The sequence below is a fragment of the Laspinema palackyanum D2c genome, from assembly GCF_025370875.1.
GTDB classification, from domain to species: Bacteria; Cyanobacteriota; Cyanobacteriia; order Cyanobacteriales; family Laspinemataceae; genus Laspinema; species Laspinema palackyanum.
Map to the genome: position 1 here is coordinate 103,574 of NZ_JAMXFD010000010.1, position 22,268 is coordinate 125,841.

Below are 22,268 nucleotides of genomic sequence, written 5' to 3' on the forward strand. Positions count from 1 at the left end.
ACTGGGAGCCCATTGGGTAGGGTAAATCTCCTTTGTCGAGCAGATAAGTAGCGGATGTTTCTTGTCCGCCTAAAATAATAGGGTAGTCGGCGTCAGTAGCAGTTCTCAGGGCAACTCTTCCGGGTAAATTTGAGAGGAAATTCGGTGTAACCCCGTTATTGTCTGGGCTTTAGGGTGGCAATAATCAGATGAATTCCGGCAGCTTTTGCCATTGCACCGAGTCGTTTAATGTTGTTTCCCATGCTAAATGAGAGCAAAACCCAAATTAATCCCCGTCTGGCAAACCGAGGTAAGGGGAGAGATTAAAATCGAAAATGTTGGGTCTCATTTGCAACTATCCGAGTCTCCTTACGCCTGTTCTAACTCTATAGGTAAAGATAAGTAAAGATGCAAGAACTAGAAACCCTTAATAACCAGAGCATTATTCGTCTAACTGAAATTTCTGCTACTGACTTTCCGGTTAGTAATAGCTATAAGTACAAGTGTCGAGTACAGGTAATCTCTCATGAGGGAGAGACTTCCCTGGAAAAGGAGTTGTTTGTCCGAATGCAGCCCAACTGGCTAGTGGACTTAAAGAATCAAGGGGACTGCACGATCGCCATTACCCTTTGCTATCGAGAAGGAGACATTACTCATCCCTGGCAAGATGCAGGAACCGTTACATTTACGACAGAAGATTGTCTAAAAGGTGAACGTAATGCTGATTTGGAATTTCCCATCACCACCTGGGAACAAGCCCCGGAGTTAAAACTGAAAGCCCGTCTAACCCAAAGCAGCAGTGAAACCATTAGCAACACCATTACAGTATTTAGCAAACAAAATAGTTCTCGTCGGCGAACTCAAGGTACAGCAGAAAAAGCAGAATTTGAGCTTCCTCAACCCACAATACTGACACCGCCAGAAGAAGTCATTGTCAAAGATGTATGGAACAAATTGCGCGCTTGGAAAGAACTCCAAATGGAGAAATTTTTCAAGCGCTTACTGCTAGAAGAACCAGAATTAGAGTATTTATTTGGTGAAGCCATTGACAGTATGAGCGACTTTTTTTATGAGTTGTTCGACTGTGCCATTCACCAACTGCAACCCGAAACTCAAATTATCCTGGCAGAACCCTTAACAGGTGTGCCACCAGAACAGGAACATGGTTTTAAAACCGTAGCAGAATATGGAAGTTTCTTTGCTGATACGGGAATGCGTCCTCAACATTGGTTAAAGGCGCGACAGGTGTGGATGTGGATGCTACCCTCAACGGCTTATTTAGAAGAATATGACCGCGAAGATTTGAGCAAAAGTGAGAATTCTGCCCTCTACAAGTTCTTCACTACCCATATAATTTTGCCGATGGTAGAGGCGATCCATCACTATGAAGCTGCATTACCACCGGAAACACTCAAAGAAATGGCAGCTTGCTGGGAGGTGTTTAGCCAGAACAAGCAGCAAATGGGGATGGAATTTTACCAAATTTTATTTGAGAAATATCCATTTGTATTGCCGATTTTTGGGCGGGCAGATATGGATTATCTATCCCTACATTTATTCCAAGCTTTAGAATTTCTAGTGCGCTGTCTGAAGACGGGTAGCAGTGATGAGATGTTGCAGGAACTGCGGTTTTTGGGGCAAGTTCACAGCTTTGCAGATGTGCCTAGCTGTGCCTATTCTGCGATCTCTGATACCCTATTTATCTTGTTTGACCGATATTTACCTAATTTCACCCCAGAACTACGGCAGGGGTGGCAGATATTGCTCGATCGCGTAGTGAACGTGGTTAAGATGCCTATGATCAATCAAGAACGGCTGCTGAAAAAAGCCAAACAGTTCCTAAATGTGATTGCATCGGAACAGGCATGGGAAGCAGAAGATAAGGAAAGACGGTGGAAAGAAATTAAAGAGGAAGTCAAAGCCACCGGCACCTATACCCACAGCTATGAAGAACTGGCCTATGGAACTCAAGTAGCATGGCGCAACGCCTCAAAATGTGTAGGACGAATTGCCTGGAATAATATGGTAGTGCGCGATCGCCGCCATGTCACGGATCCCGATGAAATGTTCCGTGAGTGTCAGGAACACGTCAAATTTGCCACCAATGGGGGCAATTTGCAGATCACCATGACCGTATTTCGTCCCAAACAGCCTAAGGAAAGATGGGGCGTGCGCTTTTGGAATTCCCAACTCTATCGCTATGCAGCTTATCAACAGCCCGATGGCAGCATTTTGGGCGATCCCGCCAATCTGGATCTAACCAAGGCCATTATCAAATTAGGGTGGCAACCCCCACAACCCCCCACCGCTTATGACATCCTCCCTGTGGTGATTGAAGTTCCCGGTCAAGCACCAAAAATGTATCATTGGGAACCGGAAGAAGTCCTAGAAGTGCACATTGAACATCCCACAATTCCCGAATTTAAAGCCCTGGGAATGCGTTGGTATGCCATTCCTGCTATTAGTAACTTCTCCGTTCATGTGGGCGGTATCCATTATGGCTGTATGCCCTTCAATGGCTGGTATATGGATACCGAGATTATGCGGGATTTCCTCGATGAGTACCGCTATAACAAAATGGAGGAAATTGCCCAAGTTCTGAAATTAGATACCAGTTCTGAACAAACGTTATGGCGCGATCGCGTAGCCTTGGAACTAAACACGGCTATTCTCTACTCCTTTCAACAAGCAAAGGTGACAATGGTGGATCACCAAACCGCCTCCCGTCAATTTATGACCCATGATTTACGGGAAAAGAAAGCGGGGCGAGAATGTCCAGCCGAATGGGCTTGGGTTGTACCCGCCACCGGGGGCAGTATATGTCCAGTATGGCATCATTCCATGCGAGATTTTTATTTAGAACCGGCCTATCATCATGCCGCGGACCGTTGGGCAGTTGAAGATGGATTGGATCTAGAAAAACTCGCAGTGGTTGCCGATGAGGACGGAAATAAACAAGACCGGATTTTGATTCTTTATGCTTCGGAAACCGGAACAGCAGAAGGTTTTGCCCGTAAGGCCGCCCGTCAACTCAATCGCTACCGTCCCCAGGTCATGGCATTGGATGAATACAACACCAACAATCTGGCCTCAGAAAAGCTGTTATTAGTGGTTACTTCCACCTTTGGTAATGGCGAAATGCCCAGCAAAGGTAAGCGATTTTTACAATGGTTACAACAACAACCCAAGGGTTCGCTTCAAGGCTTAAATTATTCGGTGTTGGGCATTGGGAGCACGGTTTATGAACAATTCTGCGCCGCCGCAATTTCCGTAGATAAGGCATTGGCAAAAGCCGGGGCAAACTGCATTGTACCGATTCACAAAGGGGATGAAATTAAAGGACAGGCCGAAACTTTTAAACAGTGGTTGGGCTTAGTTTCCCGCGTGATGGGTGAAGATGCGACCTCCGGTAATACTGCCACTTCAACCCCTAAACTTGCTGTTACCTTCCTGGAGGAAGCGATACTTCCCCTGTCTGCAAGGGAAGGCGGTATTCCTGTTCCGGTGGTTGCCAATCAAGAACTATTGCAAGAAGTGATTGCGGGTAGTCGTTCCACTCGCTTTATTGCCTTGGATTTGAGTAATACTGACCTCCAGTATGAAACAGGTGATCACGTTGCTGTGCATCCCTGCAATCCCCCCGAGTTGGTACAGCGATTGTGCGATCGCCTCAATCTTAATCCTCATGCTTACTTTACCGCTCAATACGTTACTTCTAGCGGTGAATCTTTAGAAGATCAACCCCCTATTGCCGTTCCTAGCACAGTTCATCAAGTCTTCTCAGAAGACCTGGATCTGGGATTGCGAGCACCCTTTACGGAGTTATTAGCTTACCTGTATTCCACTGTAGAGAACCCCCAGGAAAAATATCGCCTGGAAACCTGGTTAGAAATTTTGCGCCAGGGGGATGAAAACCCCGATAGTATCGCCCTCAAAAAGAACCTCACCGATAACTTTATTAGTGTGGTGGATCTGTTGGAGGAATTTCCTTCGGCCCCCATTGAACTGGGTATCCTGTTGGAATTGTTACCCAAGCAAAAACCTCGGCTGTACTCCATTTCTTCCTGTCCCTTACTCCATCCTCGACAAATTCAAATCACCGTAGGTGTACTGCAAATTAAAACCGATGCAGGTAAAGTACGCCAGGGACTTTGTTCTAACTATCTGGCTGGACTGCAACCGGGTTCCTCGGTGCGGATTGGTGTGATTACTTCGGCTTTCCGTCCTCCTGCTGATTCCCAATCCCCGATCTTGATGGTAGGACCCGGAACGGGAGTTTCTCCTTTAATCGCCTTCCTTCAGCATCGAGAAGCACTGCAAAACCAAGGAGTGCCGTTAGGGGAAGCAAGTCTATATTTCGGATGCCGCAATCACAGTGATTTTATCTATCAGGAACCGTTGCAAACTTGGCAAAATCAAGGGGTTCTCACTGAATTAAATGTGGCTTTTTCTCGGTTGGGTGAGCAGAAGCAATATGTCCAAAACTTGATGGAACAGCAACCGGAAAAAATCTGGAAAATTCTCAGTCATCCCCAGTGTCATTACTATGTTTGTGGTGATGCAAAAATGGCGGATGATGTGTTTGCGGTGATGATGAACATCGCCAAAAAACAAGGCCAACTCACCCATGCAGAAATGGTGGAATTCTTTGACCGGATGAAGCAAGAAAAACGCTTCTTTACCGATGTTTGGGGGGTGCAGTTGCACTTTAAGCAAGCCATCGAAGAGGTACAAAAAAACAACTATTCCAAAGCCGCACTCTGGCTCAATCGCATCAAAGATTCCGTAGATGCTTACAAACCCGAATCAAACCCCATCTTTTACGAAGCTCTCCAGAAGCACTTCCCAGGCGCTCTACCCATGCCCGTTTATATGCAAATCACCTATGAAACGTTGGGTGATTACGGTTTTGAAAACAAAAATACAATGGGCATGACTACCCTCTGTCGGGATGAAATCACTGAACCATTTTTGACTGAAGTAGTCCGCAAATGGGGAAACTCATTCAATTGCTCTAGCTTGGCAGGGTTTGTGATGATGGGCAAAACGGCGGTAGCTGCTGCTACTGATCATGTGCCCATTGTGGGTGACAAGCGGCGGTTTGCCTTTTATGCCATGCCTCACATTGCCATTTCTAAAGATGGGGAAGTGGGCAAAGTCTACCGTTACGGCATCCAAAAAGTTTCTCATGCTTGTGGTGCATTGGAGGCGATCGCCAAAGAACTGTTATCCGGTAAGCTCATGTTAGAAATGGATATGCAGGATGTCGAACAAACCATCATTCGCCAAAAGATTCTTTCCAACATTCACTATGGAGACAAACCGAATTTAATTGAAATCACCAAATTGGCCTCCCAAATTATCTCTAAAGATATCCAAAGTTTGTTCAGTGTCGTCGATCCATCAATGTTTGAATATGCCGTCATGACAGGTATTCAAATTCACGGACCGATGGATACAAACTGGATTTATCCCCTAGAGTTTTATGTGGTGGGTCAGGATATTGCGGGAGGAAAAGAAGAGATTCCGGTATTTAAGGAAATGCAAACCCAGGAAGATGAAATGATGCTAACTTCTGTAGGTTAGTAGTTGTTAGGAGCATTTGCGGCCTAGAGGATTTTTGTAAAATCCTAACCCTGGAAAGTACCCCATGTAAAAAGGGGGAAGCCAATGGAAAGGGCCCTAATACGGAATCCGGTACTGATAAGTCTATAAAAACAAGCCGGGTCAAGGGGTATTTGTAGGGGCGCAATGCTTGCGCCCTCCCCCGGGCGCAAGCATTGCGCCCCTACAATCCGTTTTTATAGACCTTTAAATACCGGATTTCGTATAAGAGATTTATGCAAGAGGTCGATTAAATTTAAAACCCTTAGAACGCCTGAAGGCGTTACTACGAACCGGGGGAAGAAACGACTGAAGTCGTTACTACGAACGGGGAAATAACGACTGAAGGCGTTACTACGAACGGGATTTAGGGGGGCGGTTGGGGTTGTTTTTGGGAGACGGCTTTGAGCTTGGAGTAGAAATCCGAGGAGGTTTCTTGGGGGGTGAACTGGTGGATGGGACTGTTGTTGCCGATCGCCTCCTCTGTGTCCCCTCGGTGTGACTCCTCGATCGCAATGGAGGACTCCGAGGATAACTCTAAATCGGTGAATGTGGGTTTTGGGTTACGGATGGGTTGCAGTTGAGGGCGATCGAGCCAGAGGTCCCCGAGTAAATCATCGGAGTTGGGTGCGATCGCCTCGGGGATCTCTGTCGTTTCCCTCTCTTTTGTCCCTGAATTGAGGGTCTGGGAGGGTGAGGCGGATCGGGTTTGGGACTCTCCTGGCTCAAGGGATAACGGTTCGGGTTCCTGATCACTTGCAGGCGCGGGGATGGGCACTTCGGAGTCCACTAAGGCAGAATTCTCCGGGTCCGTGGCGATCGCCACAGTTTCCAATGCCGCACTCTCCGGCAGAGGCTGGCGAAATGTTGGCCGTTCCAAGTGCCGGACGTCTGAACTGGGAATTGCTCTGGGGAATACCCCCGTTTGGGATAATTCTGTCAACCCCTCTGGTGATGCCATTTTCTCCGTTGTGTCCGCGCTCCCTTTCCAACCTTTCGGCAGTTGACTACTCACTAACCGTTCAAATTCATGATTGAAATGATAGAGGGCCTGATTTCGGCGTTTCCAACAGGCTAAAATGTGGGTCACGGACAGGGCTTTATACCGTCCTTGATATAACGCCTCAATGGTTGCTAAACGCACCCAAGCGGACGGATAGTCTAGGAGCCACTGGGCAATCAATTCCTCAGTGCTGTAGCCGCCGAGATCGAAACTATAGTGAGTCAGCAGTGCCGCTGCACTCTCCAATGCAGTATCCTGGGCCGCTTTGTTCATGTTGGATTGCCTACCGGGTATCCCCAATCTTCTCTATCATGCGCGAGTTTGACCACGGGTGATTGTCTCTCAATCCTACATCTGCGATCGCCCCTAGCAACAGCTTTGGATGTCCGAATCCCGGAAATCCTCCTCTTGCTCTCCCCAAAGGATTCTGTTGGGAAATCCCTGGGGTGACTTCTCCCTGAGATGCCCTCAAGGGCAGGCAACGACGGTGCGATCGCGTCCCTCTTTTTTGGCCCGATACAGGGCTGCATCTGCCGCTTTAACCAAGTCGTCACCGTCAGTCCCGCAATCGGGACAAGCTGAGACGCCCATCGAGATTGTAATCTGATCCAGAACTTGACCGCGATGAGTGATTTTCAACTCCTTGATCCCTTGGCGCAGGGCCTCGGCTCGACGGGCGGCATCTTCTAAATCTGCATCGGGGAAAATCAGGGTCAACTCCTCCCCCCCATAGCGACAGGCAATGTCTGAGGTGCGGACATTAGTTTGCAAAAAGGTTCCGAGTTCTCGCAAGACTGCATCTCCAGCATCATGACCGAAGGTATCATTAAATTGCTTAAATCGATCCACATCAATCATCACAATTGCCAGCGATCGCTTGGTTCGCAAGGCCCGATGAATCTCCCGATTCAACGATTCTTCCAAATACCGCCGGTTAAATAACCCGGTCAAGGGGTCGCGAATGCTCTGCTGGTGCAGGGTTTCGCGCAGTTTTAAGTTAGCTAGGGCCAAAGACACCTGTTCGGAAACGGTCCGCGCTAATTGGCGCTTCCCTGGGGTCAAATATCGCTCGTCTTCACTGGCTAAGTAGAGCATTCCCAAGGTTTCTCCTTGGGCAATCATCTGCACGCATAGGGACTGGGCGGGGTTTTTATTCGAGTGAATATGTTTACAGGCTAATCCGGCATTGGTGCGATCGATCCAATGCAGGCGACCTCTACGCAATGCCCAACAGTCACTCGGCGAAAAGAAGGTATGGGTGGGCAGATCATCCCCCCACTTTGCCATCGCCTCGACCAAATTTTTGGACTGATTGATCATGAATATGGCACCGGAGGTCCCCGGGAATAACGGTTGCAGCAGTGTGTCCAGGGCTTTGTAGGCTTCGTCTACGCTCAAGCAGGCTTGTAAAAATTCGTTCATCTGCCCCAGCATATCCATCTCTTGGTTCCGCAGTTCCAGTTCGCTGACCCATCCTTTGAGGGTGAAATTGGCTTGTTGCAACTCTTCTTCCGCGCGTTTACGAGAGGTGATATCCGTGGCGGTCCCCAGAATTTGATTGGGTAAGCCTTCGGCATTTCTGGAAAAGACCATATCTCGGCTGATAAACCACCGCCAGCGATCGTGGGCGTCTCTGAGCCGATATTCCATTTCTAGAATTTCTTCCTCTTTGAGGAGGATGCGTTGTTGGAAATGTTCCGTAACCTGGGCTACATCGTCAGGATGCAAAATTTCTTGAAAAATGTTTTCTCCCATTTCCTCAATTTGTTCTGGGGTATAGTCTAAAATTTCCCCAATGGACCGATTTTTATAGACATCTTTTTCTTGTAAAAGGTCATAAATATAGAGAATATTCGGAGTAGTTTCGGCGATTCTTTGGATAAATCTTTGACTAGAGAGCAGGTCCATTTCGGCCTGCTTGCGCTCTTGAATTTCCCGTTGCAATTGGTCATTTGCTGCTTTTAATTCGGCAGTGCGCTCTTGCACTTTGATTTCTAATTCATCTTTGGATTTTTGTAATTCGGCTTCGGCGCGGGTGGCGCGAGCGAGTTCAGTTTGGGCTTGTTGAAATAGAGTGGATTGATTGATGGCGATCGCCACTTGGGTTGCCAACTTTTCTAAGAAATCAATTTCTGAGGGGGTCCATTTTCTGCGATCGAGACAGTGATGGGCAATCAACAATCCCCATAAATCTTCCCCTTGCAAAATTGGCACCACTAAGTTCGCCCGAACCTGAAACCCTTCTAAAAACTCAATATGGCAAGGGTTTAAGTTGGCGTTGTAAATATCATCGATCGCCCGGGTTTGACCTTGTTGATACCAGCTCAGTGCCGTTTCCTTAAAGCAATTATCTTGAAGGGTTTGCCCCAAAATTGACAGGTGTTTATCCCGCACCGATTCAACTTCTACCTTTCCACTCCAATCGGGTTCAAATTCATAAATAATCACCCGATCCGTTTTTAAAAGCTGTCTGACTTGGGATACCGTCGTATTCAGAATCTCATGCAGATTCAACGATTCCCGAATTCTCAGGGCAATTTTATTCAGCAGCCGTTCCCGGGATGCCTGTTCATGCAGCTTATTCGTGCGAAGGTTAACTTCTCTTTCCAGTTGAATATTGCGACTGTGCAGCAATTCAACTTTTTCCGCTTGGAGTTTCCACACTTTTTGTTCTAATCCCTGAATTACCCCATAGAGTTGACTGGGGTCAAGGGTTTGCATTAAAATTCCCTGGGTGATAATCCCCAGTAGTTCCCCTTGATTGCCACAAATAATCAAGCGTTCGACCTGTCGTCGCAGCATTTGTTGATGAGCAGTCCAAACGGATTCCTGATGGTTTAAACACAACAGGGGTTCGCTCATCACATCTCCCACTTGGATCTTCTCTAGGTCGAGTTCTAACGCCATAAAATGCAAAATATCTCGTTCCGTAATCACCCCCACCGGCAAGGAAAATGATGGGGAATTCGGGTCCTCTTGCTCTGGGGCCGGTTCTCTATTTTCGGTGACAATAATCGCGGCGAGTCGATACTCAGACATCAAATGAGCCGCTTGGAAAACGGAGGTGGTGGGTGGCACATGAATTAGATCGGTTGCCATCACTTCTTCCACTCGTTTTCCCTTGAGTAAATCCGCCGGTTTTAGCACTTTACGAATGCTATCTAGGGTGACGATTCCTCGGACATTTCCCCCGTCGTTCAAGAGGGGAAGATGCCGAATTTTATGGCTCCTAAATATCTTTAAAACACTAAAAATATCACTAAAATCTGATTCTTTAATGGTAACAATATTTTGAGTCATTACATCCCGAACGGTGGTGTATTTTAACTCGGCTTTTTCAGCGCCTAGTCTGACAAAATCCCATTCAGTTAATAGGCCCACCAGTTGCTCATTTTCAATGACCAACAAACAGATGGGCCCGACGTCTTCTCGGGTTTTGGAGTCTACCCAAGGTGCGGGGGGCAAGGGACAGGCTGTTTTTTCTGGCAGCATCAACCCGAGGGCCTGGTCTAAGGGGGTCTCTGGAGAAACAGTTACTACTTTTCTCTCAATAGCCGTTTCGGGGGATAAAGAGGAAATGGGTAAATCTTTAAGCTCCATAGCAATTTGTTTTAAAGTAGACATATAAAATAAATAATAAATTAGGGTTGGAAATACGGGATATTTTTACAAAATATCAGAGAGAAATGCTACACTACTTATAGCGAGAATACCCTTGAATGCACTTGAACCACCTACCCCTAATAATTATTCTCTAGGACCGCAAAAAACGACATCCCTCCTCAGAGGGAAGTTTGAAGTGAAATATTGCCCGAAAACCGCAAGGACCATGACCGACTGGAGGCCCGATCGCGATTGGATCAAGCCTCTAGGACGCCAGTGCAGTATTAAATCCCTAGGACCAGAAAGGGAGTATCTGGCCCATTTTTGTTGCTACTTATTAACATTTTTGTAGTCCGGTTGCGGAGACATCCCCTCCACCGATCGCTCATAGCGGCGATTGCGAACTCGTTATGACTACCTTTTAATTGAGTTAGCGATCGCCCGTTGGGGAAAATTGATTCCCACTCCCGAACCAACTAAAATTATTCAGTTGCAGACTCACTGAACCCACTTCTCGTTCTGGACTAAACCGCAGATTCACCGCATAAGTCCGGCGACTATATTCCATCGATAAATCCGTATTAATTCGTTCCCCAGTATCCAAATTAAACGAGGTTTGTACCCCCACTCTAAACGGTCCATAGACTTGTTGAGTGATCCCTGCCGTGAGGACCTTGGAATCCGCAATTCGGTCGAATAAAAAGGGCGATTCCCCATCTTTCCAAATGCGCGACAAACTCACATTAAACCCGGTGTAGTCCAGCCAGCGCCGGGAAAAATGCCCAAATTGCCCTTGAATGCCAATGCTTCCGGTGAGGGCATTTTGAGTATCATCGGAACCATAAATACTAGCAACTCCTGTTAATCCGCCAAAGAGTCGGACGTAGGGAACCACGGGTGCAGGAGTATAACGCAATCCTTCAGTCCTTGTCCGGGGTAAGGCTTTTCCTTGCCAGAGTAAAAAGCCCCGAGAAACGGCAGCAGAGGCTTGAAATCGGCTAGAGTCAAGGCGATTGTTATCCCGAACTAGGGGGAGAAGGTCCGGGCGATCGCTATCGGCATTAATATATTGTGCACTGGCTTGATAGCTCAAATTGATGCCGGTTCCCCCTAGGGCAATGGCGGGAGAAGTCACCACTAATCCGACATTTTGATGCACGGTTTGATATCCCAAGGACCCATTAAACAGGCGATCGCGATAATTATATTCTCCCGATACCGCATGAGTTCCCACCATCTGCCGGACCCGCAATGTCCCCCGCAAATTCTCCTCTTCGTCATTAAAATCAAAATCCGTAAACCTGGCCTCTCCCACAATGGAAGTCGTCGGAGTCGGATTCGCCGCCAACCGCGCTTTGAGTCCAAATAAGCGGGAGGGGGTGCCAATGCCATCGGTCAAGGTCCGTTGAATATAATATTGCGGAATTAAATTAATTTGAACGGGTCCGCTGCCTCCGAGGGGAATCACGGTGGTTTCGGCATAAACGCCGCCTCGGTCTTCTTGATCATAGCCGAAGCGAACTAAGGAGGGGTCTTGATCACTGCGATCGAGAATGATTCGTTCTCTTAATAAAGGAATCGAGATGCGATCGTCAAAGACTAAACGCGGACTTTTGGCAAAAATTTCATCCTGTAATGGCGAGATGGGACGAAAAGTGGCCCGGGGCGATCGCAATTCCAACTCTGGAGGAGAAAACGGATCGTTAGTCATCCGGACATTGGTCCCTTCCCACCCCAAATCATTGAAATTCAGGCGATCGGCTTCAAAGCGAAAGCGATCGATGGTTCCACCCGAGGTGGGAAGACTTCCGCCCCCCCCGCCAAAGGTGATACCCCCGGCGGGAGTTATTCGCCTGGGGGGTTCTCCGGCCCGGAGTCGGTCCATGATATCCTGTTGTTGCAAGGCGGCAGCGGAGACATCCGTGGGGAGGTTGGGGGAAAAGTCTTCCGCTGTGGTGGGGGTAAAAATATCTCCTTTGGCCCCATCAATGCCGCCGCGATTCTGCACGAGGTCATATTCAATGCGATCGCCTTGGAGGACTTGCTGTCCTTTGGCATATACTGCATCTCCCTCGGCGATCGCCACCTGGGATTCTAAATTAACTTGTAGGCGTTCGCCGTCGATTGCTGCGCCCCGCCCTCTCATTCTGGCATTGCCTTCTCCGGTGACAATTTGCCGTTCGTTATCGAACTCCTGGCGATCGGCTTTTAATTCCACCGTATCCGCTGGGGCGATCATCGGTGGTGTGGCATTTTGCCCAGCAGGTGAAACTTCCACCACAATTTCAGCCTCTTCCGGGTCTGTTTTCTCTGATTCCGGGTCTGTTTCTTGTGCCGTTGTCACCGGGAGTTCAGGGGTTTGCGCTGTTTCCTCGGCTGTTGTCGCCGGGAGTTCGGCGGTTTCCTCCTCCTCAGGATACAAATCCCGAGTCTGGGGTTCGGTTTCGGTCACCGATGCCGATTCCCCAGGGGATGAAGTGTCTTGTAAGGCAGCAGCGTTACGCAGGGTCCATCTCAAACTAATGGATAACGTCGCGATCGCCTCAGACTCTGGGTTTTTTTCTGTAGGAGATTCCAGATCGGGGAGTTGCTTCGCCGAGGGTTCGGTTATGGGGGTTTCAGATTGTTCTAATTCTTTGGATGCCACACTCACCGGGGGTTCAACCCGTCTCATCGGTGAGGAGATTTCTAACGGTGGACCTAAAAGCGCGGCAGAACTGACTCCGTACTCGGGTTCAGTGACTACGGTTTCCGGTGGCGTGGGATGAATTTCTACGGACAAGTCGGCTGCGGAATCATCCACTGAAGCGGCGATCGCCTCCGAATTAATAGGTTCGGGGGAAACATTTGTAACAATAGCAGGGGGTGGGGGAGGCAGAACCGGGTAAGGCATATTTAGAGGATTAGACTTAACAATCAATAGCCCAAAGGCGAACCCTTTACCCCGGTTCGCGATGCTTGGGCGACCAAAAGGCCGCCCCTGCGATCGCCATCAAGGTCTGAATATCCCTTGATTATTCGAGGTCGCGCCGTTTTGGGTTACGGGCCGGGTCTCCGTTCAGAAAGCCAAAGACAAATAAGGCCACGAAGAACGAGACAACAACATAAACTACGATTTTAAGGGTCACCATACAGATATCTCCAGTTTTTGGAAAAGCTGTGAGAGTTTACCATCAAGACTCTCCAGTTTTTTTATCATATCGGAAGGCTGTCCCGTTTTATTAAGAAATATTTTTGTCTGGTTCCCGAGTTTAGATGGGCCAATGGTTTTTGGTTTCCTGCACCCTGCGGTGGGGGACGTCTGTTGGCGATCGCTCGTTCCCCAACTTCCCGGTGATCCTAACGTTTGTAGTAACCCCTTCAGGGGTTATTTAAAGCAACAACCGGCGGGGGTTTAAACCCCCAACCGGCGGGGGTTTAAACCCCCGCCTAATAGCTAAAGTCGTCTAAAGACGACTGCAAGTCTTATGCTGTGGTGTTTTTAGTCGGTTTTAACTGAGATCTTGCACCATTCTTAACACCTATAGGGGTTTGAACCTTTTAGCCTGTAGAGGCGCTTTTATAAGCGCCTCTACGGCGGGGGATAAATCCCCCGCCTAATAGCTAAAGGGATAAATCCCCCGCCTAATAGCTAAAGTCGGTTGAAACCGACTATAAGTCTTATCGGGTGGTTTTTTTAGTCGTCTTTAGACGACTTTAGCTGTTAGGCGGGGGTTTTAACCCCCGCCGGTTTTAACCCCCGCCGGTTTTAACCCCCGCCGGTTTTAACCCCCGCCGGTTTTTACTTAACTAAACAGTTGTTGCCTTGCCCATTGCCACCCTTGAATCAGTTTCTCTTCCAGCCAGACGAGGATTTGGTCAAACCACTTCAAAGCTTGCTCTAAGGGGTGCATAATATATTCCACTCCGGCAATTTCCACATCAATCCAGTCGCTTTTCCCTGGAGTTTGCACCTGGGGTGGCAATTGCGCGGGAGAGTCAACAGCCGGACTAGGGCGGCTAACCCGGGCGGTGGGTTCAACGGTTACTGTAGGGGTGGGCTCGACTGCGGTCCGGGGAACCGATCGCTGGGGTTGGACTCGCCGGTGATTTCCTTTGGTGGACTTGCTGCGGGAGGGTTTGCCCACGGGTCGGGGCTGCCCAATTCGTCGGGTGGTCGGATAGGGTGGGTTCAGAAATTGTTCCACCGCCTCCACTCCCCAGAAGGAGTCCGGCAACCTGTCTAATTCCGGATTACTGGACAACTGCCCAGTCGCCGCCTCAGAATTTCCAGATAAAGGCTTGACATTTTCAAACTTTTGTGCAATCTCTTTCCCCGAAACTTCAAGATGAGTCAACGGGCGATCGCCCTCTCCGGTTAAAGCCTGATCCGAGGTTCCGAAGAAATAATCCACTGCCGATTGAATCAACCGTTGCATTTGCAGGGATAGGGATTGCTGTTCCTGGGAGAGTTCAGAATCCGTGGTGTCTGACTGGGGGTCCGTGACGAGGGCGATCGCCAGATTTTGAATCCCCTTCAGCATGGACTCGCCTCTGTCTGCCACGGTTTCGCTGAGGGTTCCCCCCTGGGGCAGTTGCATCCCTTCCCATCTCGCCACTGCTGCATCCATCTTTAACAAGGCTGCTGCAATTTTAGGTTGACCCTGATAGCGGGGGGATCCAGTCCCCTGGGGTTCGGGAACTTCACTCACCCCATCCGGTTGCAAAACGAGGGCCGAGGGTTGCAACAAATCCCCAACTTTGGTTAAACTCCGGTCCAATAAATTGCCCAGAGGAACGGGTTGAACTCCAGCTAAGAGTTGACGCAAGCGACGCAATCGCTTCACTGGCGGTAACTGTTTTTGCGATGGCGAACCTGTGAGGACCGAATCAGTTCCGGCAGATGACAAGCTTTTCGGTTCGAGGTTGTACGCTGCTGCTGCCAGTTCCCCTTCAATTCTGGCTTGCAATTGTTGCTGCTGGACGGGGGTGAGAATATCTAAAATTTGGTTGCGATCGCTGATGAGAACTAAACTCCTCGTTTCCAGCAGGGTAGCAATCCCTTGAATCACCGGACGAGAAGTGGCGATCGCTGAGGCGGGAGTTGCCACAGTTAAGGATTGTTTTGTTGATGCCACCGGGACCAGGGTTCCTGACTGATTGCCTTTCACCCCAAACCGGGCTAAAATTTTCCCCGGAATCCAGTTGAGTACCCGTTGCCGCAACCCAGTCCGTCCCGGAGTTAACGCGAGAACCTCCTGGGGTTGGGGTGAGTTGTCCTCTTCTGTAACCAAGACTTGCCAGGATTCCTCGGTATCCGCTGTTGTTGCAGCAACTGCTACCAGTTCGACCCCACTCAAGACGCGGGCGATCGGGCGATCGGCTGACGGGGTTTCCGAGAACCTGTCGGATTCTCTCGTCCCTGGATTCGCCTCAGCAGTTCCCAGGGTTTTTGCCGAAGACTCCGACGGGTTACCGCTTCCCGCCAATTGCTTTCCCACCAACCGCGTGGCCTGATACACTGCATAGACAGGAATCAGTAAATAGTGGCCCCCAGTTTGGGCAACCCAGCGGATCTGCTGTCCGGCCTTTTCTAACTGGGTCGCCAGTTTCCGAGACCCCGCTTGCAGAAAATTGAATAATTTACTTTGATATCGACCGGAAGAGGACATAATTTTTAAGTTAATCAGTTTGTTCGGGGGGGGATTTCATATTGACTATCCGCAATATGAACCTCTGTAACGGGTTTTTTTATAAAGAATGCCTGGAGAATCCGAAACCCGTCATTTAATCATATCGAAAATTTGAGCAAATTTATGGCAGCTCCAAACAGTAAAATAACCGGATCAATTGAGAAACTGCGGCAACTGACTCAGGTGAATGCGATCGGTAGTTGGCGATACCAAATTGCCGATTTATCCGTGGAGGAAGGGACAGCAGCGGACACCTGGGACCAGTGGCAGAGGGCCACACTGAACGAGAAAGGACATATCCCCTGGACTCAAGGGCAGCAGACGATCTGGTTAGGGTTGCGATATCAGGTTCCGGACCAGTTGCAGGGGTATCCCCTGGCGGGATTAACCTTGCGCTTGGCCCTAACTTGGTGGGCAGATGAGGCCCAAATTTTTGTGAATGGGGAGTTAGTCCAAGAGGGGGATTTATTTGATTGTGTGACCCGGGTGATGATTATCGAAGAAGTAGAACCGGGTCAGGGGATTGATATTGCTTTAAGATTAGTTAGTCCCGGACATGACTGCGGGGCATTAGTGCGATCGCTGTGGATTTATGAAAAAAGCTATGAACAGAGTTATGAAAGTTGCATTGATCCGGGGTTTATTGCGGACGAATTAGCGGTAATTGGCAAGTATTGGGGAATTTCATCCGATGCGGAGACGAAATTGCAGCAATTACAGACCCAGATTGAGGCGATCGCCTGGAATAGCTTACCCGATGATGTTCCTCAATTTGAACAGTCCCTGGCTGAATTGCGAACCAAGTTGAAACAAGAATTTCAACAAACCAGTAAACTGTTTTTATTGGGGCACGCCCATTTAGACCTAGCCTGGTTGTGGCCCATTGCCGAAACCTGGGATGTTGCAGAGTTTACCTTTGCCTCCGTTTTGGATTTAATGGCAGGATTTCCTCACCTCACCTTTGGACATTCCACCGCCGCCCTCTATGCTTGGATTGAAGACAACTGCCCAGATTTATTTGCAGACATTCAAGGCGAAGTTGCAGCAGGACGCTGGGAAGTCTTAGGTGGATTGTGGGTGGAACCGGAATTAAATATTATTAGCGGTGAGTCTATTTCCCGACAACTGTTATATGGACAACAGTATTGTTTAGAAAAATTTGGGAAACTCTCTCCTGTGGCATGGCTTCCAGATACCTTTGGATTCTGTGGACAATTGCCGCAATTGTTAAAACAAGGAGGCATCGAATATTTCGTCACCCAAAAATTGCGATGGAATGATACTACGGAATTTCCCTATCCTATTTTCTGGTGGGAATCCCCCGATGGAACGCAAATTTTTAGTTTAATGTCCGCCCCAATTGGCACCGGAATTGACCCGGTGCAAATGGCGGATTATGCTTGTGATTGGGAACAAAAAACGGGACTAAAAGAGAGTTTATGGTTACCCGGAGTGGGAGATCATGGCGGGGGTCCGACTCGCGATATGTTAGAAGTTGGCGATCGCTGGCGGCAGTCGCCCTTTTTCCCGGCAATGGAATTTACCACCGCTGAGAACTATTTGCGCCAGTTGCAACAGCAGGGAGAGTTTCCGGTATGGAGGGATGAATTATATCTGGAATTTCATCGCGGCTGTTATACGACTCACGGCGACCAAAAACAATGGAATCGCCGTTGTGAGGGGTTATTATATGAGGCGGAATTATGGGCGGCAGTCGCTACCCGGGTGACGGGAACAGAGTATCCCAAAGGGCAAATTGAAGCCGCTTGGAAAGCGGTATTATTCAATCAATTTCACGATATTTTACCCGGTTCCTCGATTCCGGAGGTGTATCTGGATGCGAATCTCGGTTGGCAGGAGGCGGAAGAACAGGGACGGGAAGTGTTAGAACAAGCATTTGCGGCGATCGCCTCACAAGTTGCGGGAGTTCCTCCTGCTGCCTTGCGATCGGTTCAACCGCTGATAGTGTTTAACTCTCTCAATTGGCAGCGATCGCAAGTGGTTTCCCTAGAATTACCCGAACCCGCTGCAACTGGGATGGAATGGCAAGTGTATGATAGTGAGGGAAATCCAGTGCGATCGCAACTCACCACCACTCATCTCCTGTTTGAATGCCTCGATATTCCCTCCATTGGCTATCACGTTTTTTGGTTAGGGCAATCCGAACTCAATCCCATTTCTTCATCTCCAGAACCCGATGACAAATTTATCCTAGAAACTGACAAATTGCGAGTTATAATTGACCCAGAAACCGGCAATCTTAGCAGCATTTATGATAAAATAAATAATTGGGAAACTCTCAAAGAACCGGGCAACAAACTCCAAGCCTTTGCAGATAAAGGCCAATATTGGGATGCCTGGAATATTGACCCCAATTATAGCCAACATCCGCTTCCCCCTGCTACTCTAAAACAGATTCACTGGCTAGAACGAGGGGAATTGCAACAACGAGTGCAAGTGATTCGCCAATTGGGACAATCGGACTTTATTCAAGAGTATATCCTCCAAGCGGACTCCCCCTGGGTAAAAATTGCCACCACCGTGAATTGGCAAGACCGTAATGTAATGGTAAAAGCCGCATTTCCCCTGACCATTGAAGCGGATTTTGTCACCTATGAAACCCCTTGTGGTGTAGTGGAACGAACCACCCGACCCGAAACACCGACAGAAAAAGCCAAATGGGAAGTTCCGGCTTTAAAATGGGCCGATTTGAGTGGAGAAAAGGTGGGAGTCAGTCTCCTCAATGATTGTAAATATGGTTACGATGCCACCCCCAATCAACTGCGTTTAACCCTCCTACGCGCTTCCAATTGGCCGGACCCGGAGGCGGATTTAGGGTGGCATCAATTCACCTATTGCATTTATCCACATGGGGGAAATTGGCAGTCCGCCAAAACCGTCCGGCAGGGGTATGAATTGAATTTACCCTTGCAGGTTCGTTTGATAGAGTCAGTCTTGGAACAGGGGGAAAAAACTTTAGGTTTGCAGGGGAGTTTTTTACAGTTGTCGGGAGAGAGTCTGGTTTTGATGGCATTCAAGCAGTCGGAAATGGATGAAACCAAATGGATTATGCGGTGTTATGAATCGGAAGGGAAACTGACAAAATTAGCGGTTGAGGAGGAGTGGAATAGTTTGCAAAAGGTGGATTTATTAGAAGAAAATTTAGATCAGGTTTGGGTTAAGGGGGAGGTTGTGCCGATTTCTCCTTGGAAGGTGGTGAGTTTTCAATTAGGGGATTGAGTGGTGATGCGTTAGTTTGATGATCCGGAAACGCCTGAAGGCGTTACTACGAACATAAGAGAAGCGGCAATTCTCCCCGTTCGTAGTAACGACTTTAGTCGTTATCCGGATTCAAGGTTGATATAAATAAACGACAATTCTCCCCGTTCGTAGTAACGACTTTAGTCGTTATCCGGATTCAAGGTTTACCTAAACCTTGAATCCACTTAGACTCAAGCAACCCAAACTCAGCAGCAACTTAATTTATTTTCGAGATTCAAATTCCTGCCATTTAGCCTGAATCCAAACCCAAAATGTTTTCCCCAAGAAAATAGAAATCCGGCGAAAGATATTCCAATAAACGGTGAGTTTCACGAATGGACTATTATCCGGGTGATTGTACTGTTCTTCCTCAATAATGTTCCAAGCGGTTTCTAGGGTAGAGACACGCTGGGGGGACCGTTTGAACCACTGAATGAGGGCACGAATCACTTTTTGCTGACGAGTCAGGCGTTTTCCGATGAGAATCTCTGAGGCGAGGGTGGGGTAACGCTGATCGAGTTCTGCTAAGGTGCGATCGCCCCAGTCGCGGATTTCAGGACTGGTACTTTCGCTGAGTTCCTCACAGAGTTGCCAAGCTTGACGCAGTTTCCCATCACCTTCATAAGCTTTGACTAAGGCTTTTTTCGCTTTAAAGAGAGTACCCGGATGGAGTTCATTGACTAAGACGGCTTCTAATTGGACGATCGCCTCGGCATAATCCCCCGATTTCAGTTGCGCTAATCCCGCTTGTAAATTTCGATTTGCCATAGCATGATTGGGATGAGATTGGATATGCTGCTCCTTTAGAATACCCCGGTTCACCCCTCCAGATATCATCCATCAATTTAGGACATTTCTATTCACACAACTGTTCGTTTCTATCTTTATTATATTATACAAAAATACAAATAACTTTTATACAATTTTATGATTCTTCGCCCGATATGCAAAATATAAAACCAGCTAGACTGGACGTTGAATAACGAGCCTGAACTAGCTGGAAAAATAGAGATTGAAAGAGATTGAAATGCTAGATGCTTGTCTTATACAACCGTCCGAGGACTCCGAGCACCGAGGGTTGCCCCAATTAAGGAGGCCACTAACCCGAGCAAAGAACCAAATAAAAATGACCAGCCAGCCCGGGCTACACCGTCTGCGATATTACGGGCCTCATTCGGGGTGACATTTGCGGTTCCCGGGGCTACGTTGACGCGATCGGCAATTTCTCCCGCATTGGCCATCACAATTCCGAAGGTTCCTGTTACACCGCTTGCCAGTAACCATGAGCTGAGTGCTAAAGTGGTTGCCCACAAAATTGCTCCGTTCAATAGGGCTGTATTTTTATTCATTGGTCCACAGGTGCGAGCCATCATCCAAGACCCCAAAAGTAGAGCAATAAATAAACTAATAATGGACCAAATTCCCACTCCCAAACCAATAGCATTGGGGTCGGATTGGGCATCTGCGGCACCCACGCTCATCCCGATCGCCACTCCCAGAGCACTTAATACCAATTGGGTACTCAGGGCGATCACGATTCCTGCAAAAATTGGACCCCACCGGACGCGATCGTGATAATCGACTACGGGGGTTGTCATCATGGCTGGTTCGGCAATATTCACTCCGCCTCGATTTCCATAAGTCATTGTTACTATCTCCCTTACCCTACTTTCGTTAATTTTTTTTTAAGCAAAATGCTGACACTGGGGGGAATGCCTGCATCAATATGGATATACTGTAAGGCCGATTTGCTATTTTATCTATCTGTCTAGGGATATAAGTTAACCGAATGAGACCCAACAAAAACTCAATCGTCAGGTAGAGGGAAGAACCTATTACTTTTTCTAATATAGAGACATAGAAGATAAATGTAACAAAAGTTTAAGGAGATGACCATGATGCTTTACAAAATTGAAGATTTTTATCCCAACTACCGGAATGATTTGTTTGATGGGGATGATATTAAAGGCTATGACGTTTATGCCGCCAACAACGATGAAAAAATTGGTCACGTTGATGATGCCTTAGTCGATGAATCTGGTTATTTTCGTTATCTCGTCATTGATACCGGATTTTGGGTGTTTGGAAAACGGGTCTTGATTCCCATCGGGCGTTGCCGAGTTGATAACGATCACAACCGGATTTATGCAATGGGTTTAGAAACCAAAGAACAAGCCGAACAACTGCCGGAATACCATGAAGATACCGTAGTCGATCGCCATTACGAGCAAAATGTGCGATCGGTTTATGGCGTTCCTAGCGTGGAAAATTCTGCCGCAGTAGAAGACAGTCCTCCGGTAGAAGGGTCCGGTGTAGCGGCAACCGCCACGGGTCGCCAGGTGACGTCCCCGACCCTCCCCCCGCTTCCAAACCGGACAACGACTACCCGGGAAACCGATCGCGTCGTTGCTCACGATGACGAGTATTATGGTTACGATCGCGAACCTTCTCTCTACAATACAAGCGATGTAGATCATAAAAAATTCAAGCTTTATGAAGAACGCCTCGTCGCACACAAACACCGCGAAAAAACCGGGGAAGTTTTAGTCAGCAAACGAGTCGTCACTGAACAAGCAAAGACTTCTATTCCCGTTGAAAATGAAAAAGTTGTTGTGGAAGTCCGCGAAGCCGTAGGGACTGAACAAAATATTCCAGCAGGTGAAGTGGCTTTTAATGACACGGAAATTGCTCGGGTCGAAGTCTATAACGAGAAGGCCGACATTCACAAGGAAGCATTCGTGCGAGAGGAAGTCGAAATTCACAAAGAAGTCGAACGCAATACGGTTCAAGCCGAAGAAACTCTGCGTCACGAAGAATTAGAAGTCAAGCGTGAAGGAAATCCAATTGTTGAGGATAAAAAGCGCCGCTAAACCCTATTTAAGAGTGATTCACGCTTCCGAATCACTCTAGGTGAGACTGATCGCCCGCCATCGGTGTATTTAGTAACCCAGTGGCTCATATTGGATGTCATGAAAGGGATAATTTATCAGGGGAGTGGGAGCGTCCCACTCCTTAATTCTATTCTCACAATGATTTCCATTTTCTGTATAAAAAATAATCCACCCATTTAAACCCTGTCACCCGCTCACCAGAATTAAGGGCTGATTGATTCCCCAGTTTGAGCAGCCAGCAGTAAGGAGAATATT

Annotated in this window: 10 protein-coding genes; 3 read left to right on the plus strand and 7 right to left on the minus strand. The window is 48.0% G+C overall.

Going from position 1 to position 22,268, the window contains the following annotated elements; genetic code table 11:
* The first annotated feature begins 387 nt into the window (after window positions 1-387).
* Window positions 388-5,565 carry a nitric oxide synthase oxygenase gene (locus NG795_RS14115; protein ID WP_367289304.1) on the plus strand — a complete coding sequence of 1,726 codons (5,178 nt, stop codon included), beginning with the start codon at window positions 388-390 and terminating at the stop codon, window positions 5,563-5,565.
* A gap of 385 nt (window positions 5,566-5,950) precedes the next feature.
* Here NG795_RS14115 and NG795_RS14120 read toward each other — a convergent pair whose 3' ends face one another.
* From NG795_RS14120 to NG795_RS14140, 5 genes are all read right to left on the minus strand, one after another.
* A complete protein-coding gene (locus tag NG795_RS14120; protein ID WP_367289305.1) occupies window positions 5,951-6,859 on the minus strand; it encodes a hypothetical protein in 909 nt (302 codons plus the stop codon).
* Between the two features lie 195 nt (window positions 6,860-7,054).
* Entirely contained in the window at window positions 7,055-10,210 is a 3,156-nt protein-coding gene (locus NG795_RS14125; RefSeq protein WP_367289306.1) for a diguanylate cyclase, read from the minus strand.
* A 409-nt stretch (window positions 10,211-10,619) separates the two neighbouring features.
* Window positions 10,620-13,082, minus strand: a complete 2,463-nt coding sequence (locus NG795_RS14130) for a DUF3769 domain-containing protein (protein WP_367289307.1) — start codon at window positions 13,080-13,082, stop codon at window positions 10,620-10,622.
* A gap of 121 nt (window positions 13,083-13,203) precedes the next feature.
* Window positions 13,204-13,320: a photosystem II reaction center protein I gene (locus NG795_RS14135; RefSeq protein WP_015151639.1), complete on the minus strand. Its 117-nt coding sequence runs from the start codon at window positions 13,318-13,320 to the stop codon at window positions 13,204-13,206.
* A 654-nt stretch (window positions 13,321-13,974) separates the two neighbouring features.
* The gene (locus tag NG795_RS14140) at window positions 13,975-15,840 is read right to left on the minus strand and encodes a hypothetical protein (RefSeq protein WP_367289308.1); all 1,866 of its coding nucleotides are present in this window, start codon (window positions 15,838-15,840) and stop codon (window positions 13,975-13,977) included.
* A gap of 144 nt (window positions 15,841-15,984) precedes the next feature.
* Between NG795_RS14140 and NG795_RS14145 the strand changes: the two genes are divergently transcribed.
* Window positions 15,985-19,101 carry an alpha-mannosidase gene (locus tag NG795_RS14145; RefSeq protein ID WP_367289309.1) on the plus strand — a complete coding sequence of 1,039 codons (3,117 nt, stop codon included), beginning with the start codon at window positions 15,985-15,987 and terminating at the stop codon, window positions 19,099-19,101.
* A gap of 243 nt (window positions 19,102-19,344) precedes the next feature.
* Here the strand turns inward: NG795_RS14145 and NG795_RS14150 are convergent, their stop codons facing one another.
* Window positions 19,345-19,890 carry a hypothetical protein gene (locus NG795_RS14150; protein WP_367289310.1) on the minus strand — a complete coding sequence of 182 codons (546 nt, stop codon included), beginning with the start codon at window positions 19,888-19,890 and terminating at the stop codon, window positions 19,345-19,347.
* Window positions 19,891-20,165: 275 nt separating this feature from the next.
* Window positions 20,166-20,768, minus strand: coding sequence for a hypothetical protein (locus NG795_RS14155; RefSeq protein ID WP_367289311.1), 603 nt, complete (start codon window positions 20,766-20,768; stop codon window positions 20,166-20,168).
* A gap of 249 nt (window positions 20,769-21,017) precedes the next feature.
* Here NG795_RS14155 and NG795_RS14160 point away from each other — a divergent pair, with 249 nt between their 5' ends.
* Window positions 21,018-21,992: a DUF2382 domain-containing protein gene (locus tag NG795_RS14160; protein WP_367289312.1), complete on the plus strand. Its 975-nt coding sequence runs from the start codon at window positions 21,018-21,020 to the stop codon at window positions 21,990-21,992.
* Window positions 21,993-22,268 lie beyond the last annotated feature (276 nt).

What these genes read in the sequence shown, in the direction of transcription:
- NG795_RS14115 (WP_367289304.1), top strand. Translation starts at nt 388, where the DNA reads ATGCAAGAACTAGAAACCCTTAATAACCAGAGCATTATTCGTCTAACT.
- NG795_RS14120 (WP_367289305.1), bottom strand. Translation starts at nt 6,859, where the DNA reads ATGAACAAAGCGGCCCAGGATACTGCATTGGAGAGTGCAGCGGCACTG.
- NG795_RS14125 (WP_367289306.1), bottom strand. Translation starts at nt 10,210, where the DNA reads ATGTCTACTTTAAAACAAATTGCTATGGAGCTTAAAGATTTACCCATT.
- NG795_RS14130 (WP_367289307.1), bottom strand. Translation starts at nt 13,082, where the DNA reads ATGCCTTACCCGGTTCTGCCTCCCCCACCCCCTGCTATTGTTACAAAT.
- NG795_RS14135 (WP_015151639.1), bottom strand. Translation starts at nt 13,320, where the DNA reads ATGGTGACCCTTAAAATCGTAGTTTATGTTGTTGTCTCGTTCTTCGTG.
- NG795_RS14140 (WP_367289308.1), bottom strand. Translation starts at nt 15,840, where the DNA reads ATGTCCTCTTCCGGTCGATATCAAAGTAAATTATTCAATTTTCTGCAA.
- NG795_RS14145 (WP_367289309.1), top strand. Translation starts at nt 15,985, where the DNA reads ATGGCAGCTCCAAACAGTAAAATAACCGGATCAATTGAGAAACTGCGG.
- NG795_RS14150 (WP_367289310.1), bottom strand. Translation starts at nt 19,890, where the DNA reads ATGGCAAATCGAAATTTACAAGCGGGATTAGCGCAACTGAAATCGGGG.
- NG795_RS14155 (WP_367289311.1), bottom strand. Translation starts at nt 20,768, where the DNA reads ATGACTTATGGAAATCGAGGCGGAGTGAATATTGCCGAACCAGCCATG.
- NG795_RS14160 (WP_367289312.1), top strand. Translation starts at nt 21,018, where the DNA reads ATGATGCTTTACAAAATTGAAGATTTTTATCCCAACTACCGGAATGAT.